This window comes from Pseudomonas sp. GP01-A4 (assembly GCF_058780865.1).
This window is the reverse complement of sequence record NZ_JBYSWF010000031.1, coordinates 16,641-32,549: the sequence shown is the minus strand read 5'-3', so window position 1 is coordinate 32,549 and position 15,909 is coordinate 16,641. Positions and strand designations below refer to the sequence as shown.

Below are 15,909 nucleotides of genomic sequence, written 5' to 3'. Positions count from 1 at the left end.
CCCCAGGCGAACATAAACCTCTCGGGTGTTGCGCAGATTAATCACAGCCCTCACGGTGCACGCCCGCTGGCGCGTTACACAGCACGAACAGCCGGGCCCGCGCGCCGCCGCCGTCCTGCTGGCTGAGCTGACGCCATCCGGCCGGCAACGGGGCAAACTCATCCGGCGGCTCCGCGGCGCTGATCAGCCATACACGCTGGATCTCGGCGGGTAACGCCGACAAGCGATCAAGGTAGATGCGCCCGCCATCCTGGTCCACCAGGGTGCCAAAACCATAGGCATTAGGCCGGGTGGACTTGCCGGCGGCGGTCGGCGGTGTGAAAAGCTGCAACTGGGCGTCGGTCTCATCGTAATAGACGTAGGGCAGGTACCACAGCATGTCGCTGATGACGATGCGGTCATCTTCCTGGTAGTTGCGATTGACGAACTCCACCACCACGTTGAATTGATCATGCTCATCGACGGTGGAGTTGGTTTTCACGCCCACCAGCTCGACCCCGACAAACAACACGAAGACTGCCGCCGCTGCGAGCGGCAGGCGCGGCGACAGACGGTCGACGGCCAACGCCGCGATGATCGGCAAACTCATCGCGTAGGCGGTGAGATAACGCTCGATAAACACCGGGGAAATAAACGAAACCCCATAGACCAGCAGCACCGGCAGCATGAAAAAAAGCCCCAGCAGCCAGCCAAAGCGAAAGCGGCTTTGATCGCGCCAGGCAGTCACACCGACCAGCGCCATCAGCAATAACGGAAACACCACAAAGAGCGGTCGCCACAAGTGGTCGCCGGGGTCCTGAATGAGGAACTGCCACACCATCGACGGCACGGAATACAGGTTGACCGGGTCTTCCCAGCCAATATCACCGCCCACCTTGAGTTCTTCGGTGTGCTGCACCAGGCCCAGCAGATTCGGGAGCCAGGGCAAGTACAGCAACACAATGGCAACGTTGGCCACCCACCAGCCCGCAAGCGTGACCAGGCGCAGGCCGCCGGCCCGTGGCTGGCGCAGCAACAGCAGCCATGACCAATGCACCAGCACGCACAACGCGGTGAAATAGTGGGTGTAGAAGGCTGCCGTCATCAACAGCGCATAGGCCACCAGATAGCGCTTGCGCTCAGGCTGGCGGACCCAATACACCAAGGCCAGGGTGGCGGCCAGCAGCCACACGCCCAGCAGCGAATACATCCGCACTTCCTGGCTGTAGCGCACTGCCGTGGGCAGCAACGCCAACAGAATCCCGGCCAGCACCGCCGCGCGACGGGTCGCGATCAGTCGTGTCAGCCAGATTCCCAGGCCGACTGCGACCACACCGGGGATCGCACTCATGCTGCGCAGGGAGAAAATGCTGTCGCCGAACACCTCGATCCAGCCGCGCAGCATGAAGAAATACAGCGGCGGATGAACGTCATGTGCGGCGTGAAACCACAGGTCTTCCAGGGAATACTCGGCGAGCAGCAGGCTTGAACCTTCATCGCCCCAGATGGCGGAGGCGGTCAGGCCATAGAAACGCATGGCCATGGCCAACGCCACCAGCGGTACCCACCACAACCGAGCCAGCCAGCCGGCATTCTCCCAAAGGCCAGGATTGAGCACGGGCAATGCCCCGGCCTTGTTGTCTTGTTCCGCCACAGAGCGTCGCACCTCTACTTCCTCACCCACTACTGAACCTGCGCTTGCGCGAACACCCGCCACTCTAGGTCAAAAGGCCTTGATTCGCCCGCTGTTTTGCATGGATTTGACCAACCATCCGCCAATCGGACAAATCTGAATTTTGCGCAGGACGTCTCCGACGCTTTCATCGGATCACGCTATGATTGCTGCCTTCCATGGATTCAGGATCAAGGACATTTCATGCGCATCGGTCTTCTGTCACCCCTGGCACTGGCATTGCTCGCCACCCTTCCCCTCCAGGCCCACGCCAGCGGCGATGACTCTTGCTACCCGGATTGGCGGGTGTCGCGCAACAGCCTGGACGTGTGCAGCAACCTGCCCTTCCTGAGCCCCGGCAATGACAGCCGGGTCAACCTGCGGCTGTTGCTGGCGGACAAAAACGTCATGCCGCTGGCGCCGAATGCCTTGGGCGAGCAGGACGTGTCCGAAGGATTTGGCCCGGTGCCCTTTCCGGTGTATCGGCTTATGCCGGCTGCGGATGAGCCCGACAACAAACCCGACGACTCGCGCACCGCCGAACTGGATGCACTGCTCAGCCCGCTGGGCATCACCCGCGACGACGCCGAGACCGCCGGTGAAGCCTTCCTTTCCGGCGAAGGCAGCCGCTGCCGCAGCAACGCCGATGACAGTGCCGCCGCGTTTATCAGCCAGGTGGTGAAGGCCGATGTACCGCAGGCCGAGCGCCAGTTACTGGCCAAGCTGCGGCTGCAGATGCTCGGCAGTTGTTCCTCGGACGGCGTAGCGGCAGGCGAGGCCGACCAAATCAAATCGGCAGACGGCCAGGCATTGCTCACCTATCTGAAAGCCGCCGGGGACTTTTACAGCGGACGCTTCAGCGATGCGCAAAAAGGTTTTGCCGGGCTGACGAGCAGCTCGCTGCCCTGGCTGAAGGAAACAGCGCTGTACATGACCGCCCGCACCGCGCTGAACGACGCCCAGCAAAATGCCTTCGATGAATACGGCACGCCGTCGCTTGAACATGTGGATAAGTCTGCCCTGCAACGGGCCGAAAGCGCTTTCGACGACTACCTGAAAACTTATCCACAGGGCGAATACGCCGCCTCCGCCCGTGGCCTGTTGCGCCGGGTGCACTGGCTGGCGCCCAACCCCGACAAACTGGCGGACGACTTTGCCTGGCAACTGACCCAGGCCACCGATGCCCAGCGCAACGTGTCGCTGGATGAACTGGTGCAGGAAGCGGACACCAAGCTGCTGACCAGCACCACGGCACCTGTGGGCAACCCGCTGATCCTGGCCCTCAACGACCTGATGTGGATGCGTGCCGGTGAGCCGCCGAAGCTCACGCGTGAAGCGCTCGATGCACAAAAAGCGGTGTTCGCGCAGGAGCCCGCGCTGTATGCCTACGTGCAGGCGGCGTTTGCCCTGAACGTCGAGCATCAGCCCGACCGTGCCTTGAAGCTGCTGCCGCAAGACGTGCCGTCGAATCTCGACTACTTCGCTTTCAGCCAACAGACCCTGCGTGGCCTCGCGCTGGAAGCCAAGGAAGACTGGAAAGCCGCCGAGGCGCTGTGGCTGCAACTGCTGCCGCTGGCCAAGCAACCGTTGCAACGTGACCAGCTGGAGCTGGCATTGGCGATGAACTACGAACGCAGCGGCCAGCTGGCCAAGGTATTCGCCGCCGATTCGCCGATCAGTGCCAAGCAGGTGCGCTATATCCTGCTGCGCAACGTCGCCGGTCCCGACCTGCTGCGCCAACAGCTTGCCCATGCCGAAGACCCGGTAGAGCGCCAGACTGCGCAATTCACGCTGCTCTATAAAGACCTGCTGCGCGGCCAGTTCGAGACCTTTGCCGAGGACCTCAAGCAACTGCCCGCCTCGGTTCCCGATGACAAGCTCGGCACCAGCCTGGGCTACGTCTACAGCGGCGGCCAGTCGTTGAGACTGTTCCAGTGGAACGGTGACAAGGCCGAGTCCGGCTACACCTGCCCGAGCATCGCGCAAATCGCCAGCACCTTGCAGGCCGATCCGAAAAACCCGCAGGGCCTGAACTGCCTCGGTGAATTCGTCCTGCGTAACGGTCTTGACGGCATGCCCCTGGAACAAGCGCGCTCCGCCGGCAGCCTGGGCAGTACCGCCTCGCCCTTCAAGGGTGAAACCTTCTCGCGACTGGAGGGCTACAAGCGGGTGATCGGCAATCCCAAGGCACCGCGAAACGACAAGGCCTACGCGCTGTTTCGTGCCATCAACTGCTACGGACCCTCGGGCTACAACAGTTGCGGTGGCGAAGACGTCGACAAGAACGTGCGCAAAGGCTGGTTCCGCCAGTTGAAAACCGGGTTCGCCGACACCCAGTGGGGCAAGTCGCTGCAGTACTACTGGTAAGCCGTGAAGCGTTTCTGGCTCGCCCTGCTCCTGCTGGCAAGCCCGGCCTTCGGCGCGGTAGACGCCCGCGACCATGATGCGTTCTGGCTGTGGAGCGGCGTCGCGCCGCAGCCGGTGCTCAAGCAGGCGAAAACCCTGTACATCCTCCAGGGCCAGATCAACTCGACCCGCCGCTCGCCCCGGCGTGGCGTGCAATTCATCGCCCAGGGCATGAGTGTGCCGCGCATCACCCAGGGTGAAATCTGGGTGGTGTACCGCGCCCACACCCTGCACTGGCCCGAGTCGGTGTACAGCCAGATGCTCGGCCAGGTGCAACGCTGGCGGGATGCGGGCAACCCGGTGGTGGGCGTCCAGATCGACTTCGATGCGCGCACGCAATACCTCGACGAATACGCGGATTTCCTGCGTGACCTGCGCCAACGCTTGCCCAAGGACCTACGCCTGAGCATCACCGGGCTGATGGACTGGAGCAGCAACGCCGACCCGGCCGCCATCGCACAACTCAAGGGCGTGATTGATGAAGTGGTGGTGCAGACCTACCAGGGGCGCCACAGCATTCCGGACTACGCGGCCTATCTGCCACGGATGAACCGGTTGGGGGTGCCGTTCAAGATTGGGTTGATTCAGGGTGGAGAGTGGGAGGAGCCGGGGTATTTGAAGGGCAGTGAGTGGTTTCGAGGGTATGTGGTGTTTTTGCAGAATCCCTGAGTGCCCACGGTCCTTGGACTGTGGGCACTCAGGGCTAAAAAACGCCCGCGAATGACCGGTATCTACCAGTCATAAGTCAAGCTCGACACCACCGTGCGCCCTTCCCCGTAGTAACAATCCAGGTCACTGGTGCATTGCGACACGTAGGTCTTGTTGGTGAGGTTCTGCACGTTCATTGCCAGCTTCACGCCTTTGAGCTTGAACGCCGAGCGGTCCAGGTCGTAGCTCAGGCTGGCGTCGTAGACGGTATAGGACGGAATGCTGAACGCCCCTGCGTAGTAATCACCAAAGCTGCTGCGAACGTAACGCGCGCCCAATCCTGCGCCAACACCGGCCAGGGGTGTGTCGCCAAGGACGGTGTAGTTGACCCAGACCGAAGCGGTAAGCGGCGCAATGCCGGCCGGATGCCGGCCCTGACGACCGTCGTTGTCCTTGGTGTACTTGATGTCATTGCGCGCCGCTGACGCGACCACGTCCCAGGCATCGCTGAGGGACGCCTTGGCTTCCAGCTCCACGCCACGTGAGCGCATGGCACCGCTCTGGGTGCTGAAGGTGGTGTCTACCGGGTTGGTGGTCAGCACGTTTTTCTGATCCAGTTGATAGACCGAAACCTGCACAAAACTCTTCTGACCCGGCGGCTGGTATTTCAGGCCGACTTCGTACTGGTTGCCGGTAGAGGGGTCAAATGGTTTGCCGCTGATATCGGTGCCCGACAGCGGCAGGAAGGATTCGGAGTAGCTGACAAACGGCGCCAGGCCATTATCGAACAGGTACACCAGACCGGCCCGGCCGGTGAACGCCTGGTCTTTGCTGCTGGTGCGGGTGTCGGCCAGTGGCTCCTTGTTGACCACGTTGGCCCAGTCGTAGCGCCCGCCAAGGACCAGCGCCCACTTGTCCAACTTGATCTGGTCCTGCACGTACAAGCCGGTCTGGGTCACGGTGCGGTCCCAGCGATAAGGCTGGCCGAAATTCAGCCGCTGGCCATAGACCGGCTTGAACAGGTCGATCACCGGCGGATTACGATCGTACAGGCCGTGGAATTGCGAGTTGAAGTGGTAGTAATCCAGGCCAACGATCAACGTGTGGGACAGGGCGCCGGTGTCGAACTCCGCCTGGGCGATGCTATCCACACCGAATACTTTGTTGTGCTGCGACCAGTCCACACCGAAGCGTTGCAGATAGCGTTGGTCTTGCACGCCGGTTACCGGGTTGGGCACAAATCTGTAGCCGTGCAACGGTGCGGTGTAGCGGTCGTCCACTTCGGCGTAGCGAGCGTTTTGCTTGAGGGTCCAGGTGTCGTTCAGGCGATGGGACACCTCATAGCCCAACACGTACTGCTCGCGATTGTACTGGTTGACGCCTGGCTCACCGATGAACACATCACGCTTGATCTTGCCGTTGGGGTTGTCCCAGATCGTCCCGGACGCGGGCAACCCCTGGGCCTCGGGCACGCCTTTGTCTTTCTGGTACTGGGCGAACACGGTCAGGCGCGTGTCGTCGTTGGGCTGCCAGGTCAGGCTGGGAGCGATGAACTGGCGTTTGTTCTCGACGTAGTTGATCTCGCCCTGTTCGTCCTTGGCCAGGCCGGTGAGGCGATAGAGAAACTCGCCCTGCTCATCCAGCGGTCCTCCGAGGTCGATGGCGGCGCTTTTGTGCTCGTAGGTGCCGGCCTCCAGCACCACTTGATGCACCGGGGTTTCGCTGGGGCGCTTACTGACCATGTTGACGATGCCACCCGGTTGGTTCTGCCCGTACAAGACCGAGGCCGGCCCCTTGAGCACTTCGATGCGCTCCAGGGAATAGGGCTCGATCTGCAAAGCACCGCCGGTGCTGCCGCCGCCGTAGGGCAAGTGCAAACCGTCGAGGTACAGCGGCGTCGGCGTAAAGCCACGGGAAGTAGGCTCATCAAACAGTTTGACCCGATCGGAAAAACCGCCGGCCGTCATGCCCGGTGTATAGAGCAACGCCTGGGTAACGCTTTGCGCGCCCCGCGCCTTGATCTCGGCGGCGGTGATGACGTTGATGGTCTGGGGGATTTCCACCAACGCCGAATCGGTCTTGCTGCCGGTGGCGCTGCGCTTGGCAACGATGCCGTCGACCGGGCCCCAGGCCGTTTCCTGATCCTGTTGACCACTGATCTGCGTCGCACCGAGTTGCAGCGCGCCGCTCGCGGGCAGGGCCTGCAATGACCAGCCGCCCTGGGATTGCACCGCGACCAATCCGCTGCCGGCCAACAAACGCTCCAACCCTGGCCCGGTGGCGTAGCGGCCCTGCAAGCCGGCGCTGCGCTTGCCTTGGGTCAGCAAGGCGTCCACCGACAACAGAATCCCCGAGGCGCTGGCGAACTGGTTCAAGGCCTGGTCGAGGTTGCCCGCCGCAATGTTGTATTGGCGCAGGGCTTCAGCACTCTCCTGGGCCTGGACCACGCTCGGCACCACAGGCGCCGTCGCCAGCAGACTGACAAACAGGCCACGGCGCAGGGCGCGGGCCAGGGGTTGGATTGGGTGGTGCGACATTGCAGGGCTCCCCGTGAGAACGCTTCTTGATTGGCTTTCAAGAGGTATCCCGGACGGGGTTGGAAAACCGACAAGCCGTAGGCAAAAAATTTTTTAGCCCCGCGCCTTGATCGTGACCCAATAGCGCGTCACCGCCTGTACCTGCACCGGCAACGAACGCTCAAGCGCGTGGAGAATCGCGTCGGTGTCATTCAGCGGAAACACGCCGGTCAACAGCAAGCCGGCCACTGCCGCATCGCAGCGCAACAGCCCCGGGCGATAACGGCTCAACTCAGCAACGAACTGCCCCAGCGGCTGGCGCTCGGCGATCAAGCGGTTCTCGGTCCAACTGCTGGCATTGGCATCCACCGGCACCAGCGTCGAAGTCCGGCTGGCGCTGAACCACAGGCTGTCCCCGGCATTCATCTGCACCGCCGCACCGCGCACCGGACGTACCTGCACACGTCCTTCATACAGGTCGACGCGGCTGCCATCGTCCACTTCACGCACGGCAAACCGGGTGCCCAAGGCCTGCACATCTCCGGCCGGGGTTTCGACGATCAATGGCCGGGACGGATCGTGGCCGCTGGTCAGCAGGATCTCGCCGCGTATCAGGCGGATACGCCGCTCACTGGCGCTGAAGCGCAAGTCGACCGCGCTGTTGCTGTTGAGGTCCAGGCGCGTGCCATCGCTCAAGGTCAGGTGGCGAATCTCGCCCGTGGCGGTGCGGTATTCGGCAAACGCCGCCTGCCAGGGCTGGCTGCTTTGCACCAGATAGCCGCTGCCACCGGCCACCAGCAACAGCCCGAGCAGTTTCAAGGCGGCGCGGCGTTGGGTGTCCGGTGTATCGCGTAACACCGCACGGGCACTGTCGACAGGCACACCGCCAAGGGTTTGCTGTAACTGCTGCAAGCGCTTCCAGGCGCGCCGGTGTTCCGGATCGGCCTCCTGCCAGCGCGCGAAGGCCTGGCGCTGATCGCCGTCCATCTCGCCGCCCCATTGCAGCATCAACCACTCGCTGGCCTGCTCGACAATGGCCGGGGCAATCGGCGCTTCGTGCCGGGTTCTCATTCTTCGTAGACGACCTGGTAGCAGGCGAGAATCGCCCGGGTCATGTACTTCTGCACCGAGCTGACAGTGACCTCCAGGCGCTCGGCAATCTGTGCGTAGCTCAGCCCTTCGAACTGCGACAACAGAAATGCGCGGCGCACGTTGTCGGGCATGCGGTCGAGCATGGCGTCGATCTGCATCAGGGTTTCGAGGATCAGTGCGCGGGTTTCCAGGGACGGGGATTCGGGCTCCGGCAGGTGGGCAATGCTTTCCAGGTAGGCACGCTCGATGCGCAGGCGTCGCCATTGATCAATCACCAGGTTGCGGGCGATCTGCGTCAGGTAGCTGCGGCTTTCCTTGTCACCGGGAAAGCGCCCCGATACCAGTAAGCGCAGGAAGGTGTCCTGCGCCACATCGGCGGCGTGTTCGCGATCCCCCAGGCGTTTGCGCAGCCAGCCTTGCAGCCAGCCATGATGGTCGCGATACAGGAGATGAAGCTGTTGCCGGCCGTCAGTCGCGGTGTCCATGAAAAGCTCGGATACGTTATTGAGAGCAATTATCATTACACCTTGTTGCGTGGCTGGCAAAGTTCTTTGTCATTCAGCGTCCGGCGGTCTGCAACGGGTACACCGATTCCCAGCCCCCGCCTAATGCCTTGTACAACCCGACCATGGCCAGGGACACGCCGGTGGAGCTTTCCACCCACTGCTCCTGGGTCGCCAGCAACGCACTTTGCACGGTCAGTACGTTAACGAAATCCACCACGCCTTCGACGTATTGATGCTGCGCGGTGCTGAGGGCGATCTGGTTCTGCCGCACGGCTTCGGCGAGGCTGTCGCGCCGCAGTTGGCTGGCGTTGTAGCGGGTCAGTTGATCGTCGATTTCATGCCAGGCCCGCAGCACGGTCTGCTGGTAGGCCAGGGCCGCCTCCTGTTGCTGGGCTTCGCGCAGATCGAGCATGCCTTGCAACCGGCCACCGTTGAAAATCGGCAAGCTCAGTTGCGGGCCGAAGGCGAATGCACGCGAACTCCACGAGCCGAAATCCGCCAGCTGCAACGCCTGGGAGCCCACGCTGCCAGACAGGGTGATGCGCGGGTAGAAGTCGCCCTTGGCCACACCAATGGAGGCGGTGGCCGCATGCAAGCGAGCTTCGGCCTGGCGGATATCCGGGCGGCGCTCGGCCAGTTGCGACGGCAGGCCGATGGCGACCTGGCGTTGGGTTTGCGGCACCGCAGCGTCCTTGGACAGCTCGGCGTACAAGGCTTGTGGCGGTTCGCCCATCAGCAGGCTCAGGGCGTTGATCAACTGGTCCTGGCGTTGCTGCAAATCCGGCAGGCGCGCCTCGATGGCGGCCACTTGAGCAGCGGCTTCGGCTACGTCCAGGTCAGTGGCGACACCATCAGCCAGGCGCAGTTGCGAGAGCTTCAGGCTGTGGCGCGCCACCTCGAGGTTTTGCTCGGTGACGGCGCGGGTGTTTTGCACGCCGCGCAGTTGGATGTAGTCCTGGGCGGTTTCCGCCAGCACCGACAACAGCACCGCGCGGCGGTCGTTTTCGGCGACTTGCAGGGTGGCGTCGGCGGCTTCGGTTTCGCGTTTTACCCGGCCCCAGAAGTCCAGTTCCCAGGCGGCGGAGAAACCCATGTCCCACTGGTTGAACGCCGAGCGGCCGTTCTTGCCCGAGGCATCGCTCAAGCCATCGGCGCTGTTACGCTGACGCAGGTAATCGCCGGTGGCGTTGACGGTCGGGTAGCGCTCGGCGGTGATCACCTGGCGCGCTGCGCGGCTTTGTTGCAGGCGGCTGCTGGCGAGTTTCAGGTCAAGGTTATCGGTCAGCGCGCGATGGGTAAGCGCGGTGAGCTGCGCGTCGTGGAACACTTCCCACCAGCGCTCTTCCAGCGGGTCGTTGACCGCGTGGCTGGCGGCTTGCCGGCCATGGGGCTCGGTCCATTGGCCGACGGGATTCAGCGGGCGCTGGAAGTCCGGGCCGACGGTGCAGGCACTCAGGGTGAGCAGGCTCAAGGTTAACCAGGCAAGGCGTCTCATTGCTGCGCCACCTCACGTTGCTGGGCGGCGGCGTGGGTGTCGACGCTGGCTTCCACCGACATGCCGACCCGCAGGCGCTCGGTCAACGCCTGGCCGGGCTCCAGGATGATTTTTACCGGAATACGCTGCACCACCTTGGTGAAGTTGCCGGTGGCGTTATCGGGTTTGACCGAGGCAAATGTCACGCCGGTAGCTGGCGCCAGGCTTTCGAGGTGGCCCTTGAGCACTTCGCCGTCGAGGCTGTCGACCTTCACGTCCACCGTTTGGCCAGCGTGCATGTGGGACAACTGGGTCTCCTGGAAGTTGGCCACCACGTAGGCCTCGGACAGCGGTACCACGGCGAGGATCTTGCTGCCCGGCGTCACATAGGCGCCGACCCGCACCGCGCGCTCGCCGACCATGCCGTCCACCGGCGCGACGATGCGGGTGTACGACAGCTGATAGCTGGCCATTTCCAGTGCGGCCTGGGCACGTTTCAGGCCGCCCTCTGCCGCATCACGCTGGGCGCTGAGGATTTCCACCTGCTTGCGTTCAGCGGCCAGCACCGCCGTGGCATTCGCCAGGCGTGCGGTGGCCTGGTCAATACGCGTCTTGGCTTGCTGGGCGTTCTGTACGGTGCCGGCGCCTACACCCGCGAGGTGGTTGTAGCGGTTCAGTTCGTGTTCGGCAAACGCCACTTCGGCGCGATCTGCCGCCACAGTCGCCTGGGCCTGGGCAATCACCGAGCTTTGGCGCTCCAGGGTTGCCGTGGCATTTTTCAGCTGCGCCTGGGCCACCAGCGTATCGGCATCGGCCGCCTGGGCAGCGGCGCGGAAGTCACGGTCATCAATCAGCGCCAGCAACTGCCCGGCCTTGACCCGCTGGTTGTCTTCCACCAGCACTTCCTTGATGAAGCCGGCCACACGCGGCGCCACCAGGGTGTAGTCAGCGGCGACGAAGGCGTCGTTGGTGCTCTGGCGTTTGCTGCCGAACACACCCGGCGCCAGCAGGTAAACCAGCACACCTACGGCAAACACGGTGATGACGGTTACAGCGATTTTGTCTTTGCGTTTCATAACAATCCCTTTGGCTCAGTGAGCAATCAAGTCGGCGCGCGGGGCGGATAAATCCGCGTCGGCATCCAGAAAATCAGCAGGATCAACGCCGCCGCGACACCGGCCATGACGTAGTAGAGATCCGAAGAGGTGAGCACCACGGCCTGCTCGTGCAGCCGATGGGCAAGGCCGGCGGCATCGCTGCCGGCCAGGGGCGAGTTGCCCAGGCTGTCCACCAGCATGGTCGAGTGGAAATGCAGGCGGTGTGTGGTCAGGGCATCGAGCACGCCGGTGGCGACCACGGCGGCCAAGCCTTTGACGGTGTTGAACCACGCCGAGGCGAAAGGCCCGTCCTGGGGCGTGATGCTGCCGGTGGAGAGCATCAGCAGCGGCAACACCGCCATCGGTTGCCCGAAGATTTGCAGCAGTTGCAGCACGTAGAAATCATCGCGAATCCATGCCGACGTGAGTTGCGCCCCGCCCACGCAGGACAGGATCAACATGCTCAAGCCAATGCCCAATACCCAACGGCAATCGACCCAGCGCAAGTTGCACAACGCCGCCACCAACGGCAGTGCGATCAACTGCGGCAGCGCCATGATCAGCATCACCGGTGCAGTTTGCAGCGGGCGGTAGCCTTGGACCTGGGCCAGGTAGCTGGACGGAATGATCGTCACCGCCAGCAGCACGATCAGCACCCCGGCGAGCACAATCAGCGCGAACGACAGATTGCGTAGCCCAAGCATCTGCAACTTGAAAAACGGCATCGGGTGCGACCACTCGTTGATCATGAACAGCACCAGCAACACCAGGCCGCCGATCAACAATGAGGTAATCAGCGGCGACTCGAACCAGTCCAGCCGATTGCCCTGCAACAGGCCGATCACCAGCATGCAGATCGCCGGGAACCCCAGCAGCAGACCACGCCAGTTGAACTGCTTGAAGCGCTCCAGGCGCAGCGGGTCCTGGGGCAAGCCGTAGGCCACGGCCGCCATGGCCAGCAGGCACGGCCCGACAATCTGCCAGAACGCCCATTGCCAGCCGACGTATTCGGTCCACATGGCCGCCAGCGGTGTGCCGAGGCTGGGGCCAAAAGTGGCCGTGAGAGCATAGCCGGCGAGGCCGTACAGCTTGACGTTGGCCGGCAGGAACCGCAGGGCCACGGTCATCAGCATCGGCGGCAAGGCGCCACCGGCCAGGCCTTGCACGGTGCGCAGGATCAGCAGGCTTTCGTAGTTCGGTGCGAACGGGCACAGCACGCCAAGCACGGTGAACAGGCCGATGGCGCAGAGGGTGAAACGGCGCAGAGAGAACGTCACCGAACACCAGGGGTGCAAAGGCCATCGCCGAGACAGAGGTGGCGGTGTAGGCAGCCACCAGCCAGGTGCCTTCGTCGAAGCCGATGTACATCGCACCGCGAATATCGGCGAGAGCGACTTTGGTCACCATCTCGTTGAGGCCGGACACCAGTACCGCAAGCAATACGCCCACCAGGCCGATGATGATGCGCGGGCCGAAAACGGGAGGGGTAATGGCGGTCGGTTTGGCTGCGGCCAGGGGTGCGGGAGCAGCGAGGGACGTCATGAACTACAACTCGGAATAGGAAATACCCGAGCAGTTTAATAAGGCTTAGACATGACAAAAAGTGACTTATCGGAAGCTTATAAGTGCACCAGGCGCAATGATCAAAATATAGGCGATCTCTATGGGAGCCGGGCTTGCCCGCGATGGCATCACCTTGCTATGCCTGAAAAACCGTGTCGCCCGCATCGCAGGCAAGCCAGCTCCCACATTGGCCGAGCTCACTTGCGACTCACGCTGGCTGCGCTTCCTTCCACGTCGCCTCGCAGCATTCACGCATGGTCTCGCGCAGCCATCTATGGGCCGGGTCCTTGTCGAAACGCGGGTGCCAGGCTTGGGTCAGCACCAGGGTCGGCAGGGAAATTGGCAGGGTGAAGGCTCGCAACGGCAGCTTCAGGCGATTGGCGCTGTAGAGCGCTTCCTTGGGCACCGGCAGGATCAGGTCGGAGTCCGGCAGCATGAACATCGCGCCGTGAAACCCCGGGGCGATCATCGCGACTCGGCGTTCCAGGCCCTGGGCGTTCAGGGCGGTGTCGATGGGCCCCCGGGCAATGCCGCGGCGGGAGATGCTGATATGGGAATAGCTGGCAAACCGTTCGGCGGTGATTTCTCCATCGAACAACGGGTGCCCTTCCCGTGCCAGGCCGACGAAGGTGGTGGTGAACAGGTTCTGCACCTTCACTTCCGGAGTGATCGGCATGGTGTTGCCCACCCGCAGGTCGAGACGGCCTTCACGCAGGGCCTCGTCATCGGTGTCGCCTTCCGGCACGAAGCGCAGTTCGCACAGCGGTGCCATGCGTTCCATGGTGTCGAACAGCCGACCGCCATACACTCCGACAAAAAAGTCATTGGCCCGCACGCTGAAGCGCCGGCGCAGGGTGCGCAGGTCCACTTCGTCCGCCGAGCGGAACAGCAGCGCCGCCTGCTCCACCACGCTGCGCACCTGGCCTTGCAACTCCAGGGCCTTGGGCGTCGGTACCAGGCCGCGACCGGCGCGCACCAGGATCGGATCGCCCACTGCCTCGCGGATGCGCGTGAGGGTGCGACTCATGGCGGCCGGGCTCAGGTTCATCCGCCGCGCGGCGCCTACCACACTGCCCTCGTCCAGCAAGGCGTCGAGGGCGACCAGCAGGTTCATGTCCGGTAATTGCATGCCAAGCACTCGTGATTGGTTATGAGTGAACTTGGCGCAATCGTAGCAGACTGTGGCGAGGGAGCTTGCTCCCCCGCCACAGGGTTGGTGTTTCAGTCCGGGTTGGTGTTCAGTCAGCGTTGCATGCCCCAGCGCTTCACGGTGACCCGCTCCAGGGTGTCGAACACCAGGTTCTCCACCAGCAGCCCGATCAGGATCACCACCGCCAGGCCGGCAAACACTTTGTCGGTGTACAGCTCGTTGCGGTTCTGGAAGATGTACCAACCCAAACCGCCCTTGCCGCTGGTAGCACCGAACACCAACTCGGCGGCGATCAGCGTGCGCCAGGCGAACGCCCAACCGATTTTCAACCCGGCGAGAATCGACGGCAGCGCAGCCGGGATCAGGATGAACAACACGAAGCGCATACCCTTGAGGCCATAATTTCGACCGGCCATGCGCAGGGTTTCGGAGACGCCGAGGAACCCTGAATAGGTGTTGAGCGCCAGCGCCCACAACACTGAATGCACCAGCACGAAGATCAGGCTGTTCTGCCCCAGGCCAAACCACAACAGCGCCAGCGGCAGCAGGGCAATCGCCGGCAACGGGTTGAACATCGAGGTCAGGGTGCTCAGCAGGTCACGCCCCAGTTGGGTCGACACCGCAAGCGTGGTCAGGGCAAACGCCAGCACAATGCCGATCAGGTAACCCTTGATCAGCACCACCAGCGAGATACTGACCTTGCTCAACAACTCGCCACTGGCCATGCCGTCGTAGAACGCGCTCAGTGTCTGCAGGAAGCTCGGCAGCAGCAGGTCATTGTTCTGATAACGGGCAGCCGCTTCCCAGAGGATCGCAAGCACGATCAGGATCAGGCTTTTACGCAGCCAGCCTTGTTGCCACAGGCGCTGGCGCCACGGCAACTCGCGCTCTACGCGTACACCGGGCAACGGTTCGAGAGTGATTTCGTATTCCTGGCGCATGGTGCAAACCCTTCAATAAGCGATGCGGATATCGGCGAAACCCAGTTCGGTTTCCGCCTCGGGCGCTTCATCAAACAGCAGCCGATGAATGCGCCGCGCCGAAGCCTGGAACTCCACACCGCCGAGGCTGTGCAGGTCGTATTGATGGCTGTGGATTTCCGCCCGCACCCGCCCCGGGTGCGGCGACAGCAACAGGATGCGGTTGCCCACCACCAGCGCTTCCTCGATGGAGTGGGTGACGAACAGCAGGGTGAAACGCACCTCTTCCCAGAGCAGCAATAGTTCTTCCTGCATCTTGCGCCGGGTCAGGGCGTCGAGGGCGGCGAAGGGTTCATCCATCAGCAGGATTTTCGGCTGCATGGCCAACGCCCGGGCGATTGCCACGCGGGCTTTCATGCCGCCGGACAGGGTGTGCGGGTAGGCATCGGCAAAGGCCGTAAGGCCGACTTTTTCCAGGTAGTACAGCGCGCGCTCTTCGGCCTCGCGACGCTTGAGGGTTTTGGACGCCAGCAGCGGGAACATGACGTTCTGCTTGACGGTTTTCCACGGCGGCAGTTGGTCGAACTCCTGGAACACCACGATACGGTCCGGCCCTGGCTGCTCGACTTTTTGCCCGAGCAGACGGATCTCGCCTTCACACGGCTTGATAAAGCCGGCGATGGATTTCAATAGTGTGGATTTGCCGCAGCCCGAAGGCCCCAGCAATACAAAGCGGTCTGCCGGATCGATCGCGAAGCTGACCTGGTGAGTGGCGCGCACCACCCGTTCGGGCGTGCGGTATTCAAGGCTGACTTTATCCACCGAAAGCAGTGCTTCGGTGGTGGTCGGGTTGCTGGCCGTGTGGCCTTGCAAGGGCGCGTTCATG

11 protein-coding genes and 1 pseudogene are annotated in these 15,909 nt (G+C 62.9%); 2 read left to right on the top strand and 10 right to left on the bottom strand.

The features are described 5' to 3' along the window. Positions 1-37: 37 nt before the first annotated feature. Complete coding sequence (locus AC3WKX_RS18370) at positions 38-1,633, bottom strand: glycosyltransferase family 39 protein (protein WP_102605405.1); 1,596 nt, start codon at positions 1,631-1,633, stop codon at positions 38-40. Positions 1,634-1,855: 222 nt separating this feature from the next. Here AC3WKX_RS18370 and AC3WKX_RS18365 point away from each other — a divergent pair, with 222 nt between their 5' ends. Beyond that, complete coding sequence (locus AC3WKX_RS18365; RefSeq protein ID WP_102605406.1) at positions 1,856-4,018, top strand: PA5441 family protein; 2,163 nt, start codon at positions 1,856-1,858, stop codon at positions 4,016-4,018. 3 nt (positions 4,019-4,021) lie between these two features. Beyond that, positions 4,022-4,726: a DUF3142 domain-containing protein gene (locus AC3WKX_RS18360; protein WP_102605407.1), complete on the top strand. Its 705-nt coding sequence runs from the start codon at positions 4,022-4,024 to the stop codon at positions 4,724-4,726. 62 nt (positions 4,727-4,788) lie between these two features. Here AC3WKX_RS18360 and AC3WKX_RS18355 read toward each other — a convergent pair whose 3' ends face one another. The 9 genes and pseudogenes from AC3WKX_RS18355 to AC3WKX_RS18315 all read right to left on the bottom strand — a co-directional run bounded on the left by AC3WKX_RS18355 (position 4,789) and on the right by AC3WKX_RS18315 (position 15,908). Then, entirely contained in the window at positions 4,789-7,242 is a 2,454-nt protein-coding gene (locus tag AC3WKX_RS18355) for a TonB-dependent siderophore receptor (protein ID WP_102605408.1), read from the bottom strand. A 93-nt stretch (positions 7,243-7,335) separates the two neighbouring features. Beyond that, positions 7,336-8,292 (bottom strand): FecR domain-containing protein, encoded by a 957-nt coding sequence (locus tag AC3WKX_RS18350; RefSeq protein WP_008433641.1) that lies wholly within the window; start codon positions 8,290-8,292, stop codon positions 7,336-7,338. Then, positions 8,289-8,798: a sigma-70 family RNA polymerase sigma factor gene (locus AC3WKX_RS18345; protein WP_008433639.1), complete on the bottom strand. Its 510-nt coding sequence runs from the start codon at positions 8,796-8,798 to the stop codon at positions 8,289-8,291. Before AC3WKX_RS18345 ends, AC3WKX_RS18350 begins: the two co-directional genes overlap by 4 nt. Before the next feature lie 73 nt (positions 8,799-8,871). Continuing rightward, positions 8,872-10,314: an efflux transporter outer membrane subunit gene (locus tag AC3WKX_RS18340; RefSeq protein WP_008433638.1), complete on the bottom strand. Its 1,443-nt coding sequence runs from the start codon at positions 10,312-10,314 to the stop codon at positions 8,872-8,874. After that, positions 10,311-11,369: an HlyD family secretion protein gene (locus AC3WKX_RS18335; RefSeq protein ID WP_102605409.1), complete on the bottom strand. Its 1,059-nt coding sequence runs from the start codon at positions 11,367-11,369 to the stop codon at positions 10,311-10,313. Before AC3WKX_RS18335 ends, AC3WKX_RS18340 begins: the two co-directional genes overlap by 4 nt. A 26-nt stretch (positions 11,370-11,395) precedes the next feature. After that, positions 11,396-12,932 (bottom strand): annotated as a pseudogene (locus tag AC3WKX_RS18330) (MFS transporter). 229 nt (positions 12,933-13,161) lie between these two features. After that, on the bottom strand, positions 13,162-14,082 hold the full coding sequence (locus AC3WKX_RS18325; protein WP_102605410.1) for a LysR family transcriptional regulator: 921 nt from the start codon (positions 14,080-14,082) through the stop codon (positions 13,162-13,164). A 113-nt stretch (positions 14,083-14,195) separates the two neighbouring features. After that, the gene (locus AC3WKX_RS18320) at positions 14,196-15,044 is read right to left on the bottom strand and encodes an ABC transporter permease (protein WP_003218225.1); all 849 of its coding nucleotides are present in this window, start codon (positions 15,042-15,044) and stop codon (positions 14,196-14,198) included. A 12-nt stretch (positions 15,045-15,056) separates the two neighbouring features. Continuing rightward, the gene (locus tag AC3WKX_RS18315; RefSeq protein WP_102605411.1) at positions 15,057-15,908 is read right to left on the bottom strand and encodes an ABC transporter ATP-binding protein; all 852 of its coding nucleotides are present in this window, start codon (positions 15,906-15,908) and stop codon (positions 15,057-15,059) included. Between the last annotated feature and the right edge of the window lies 1 nt (position 15,909).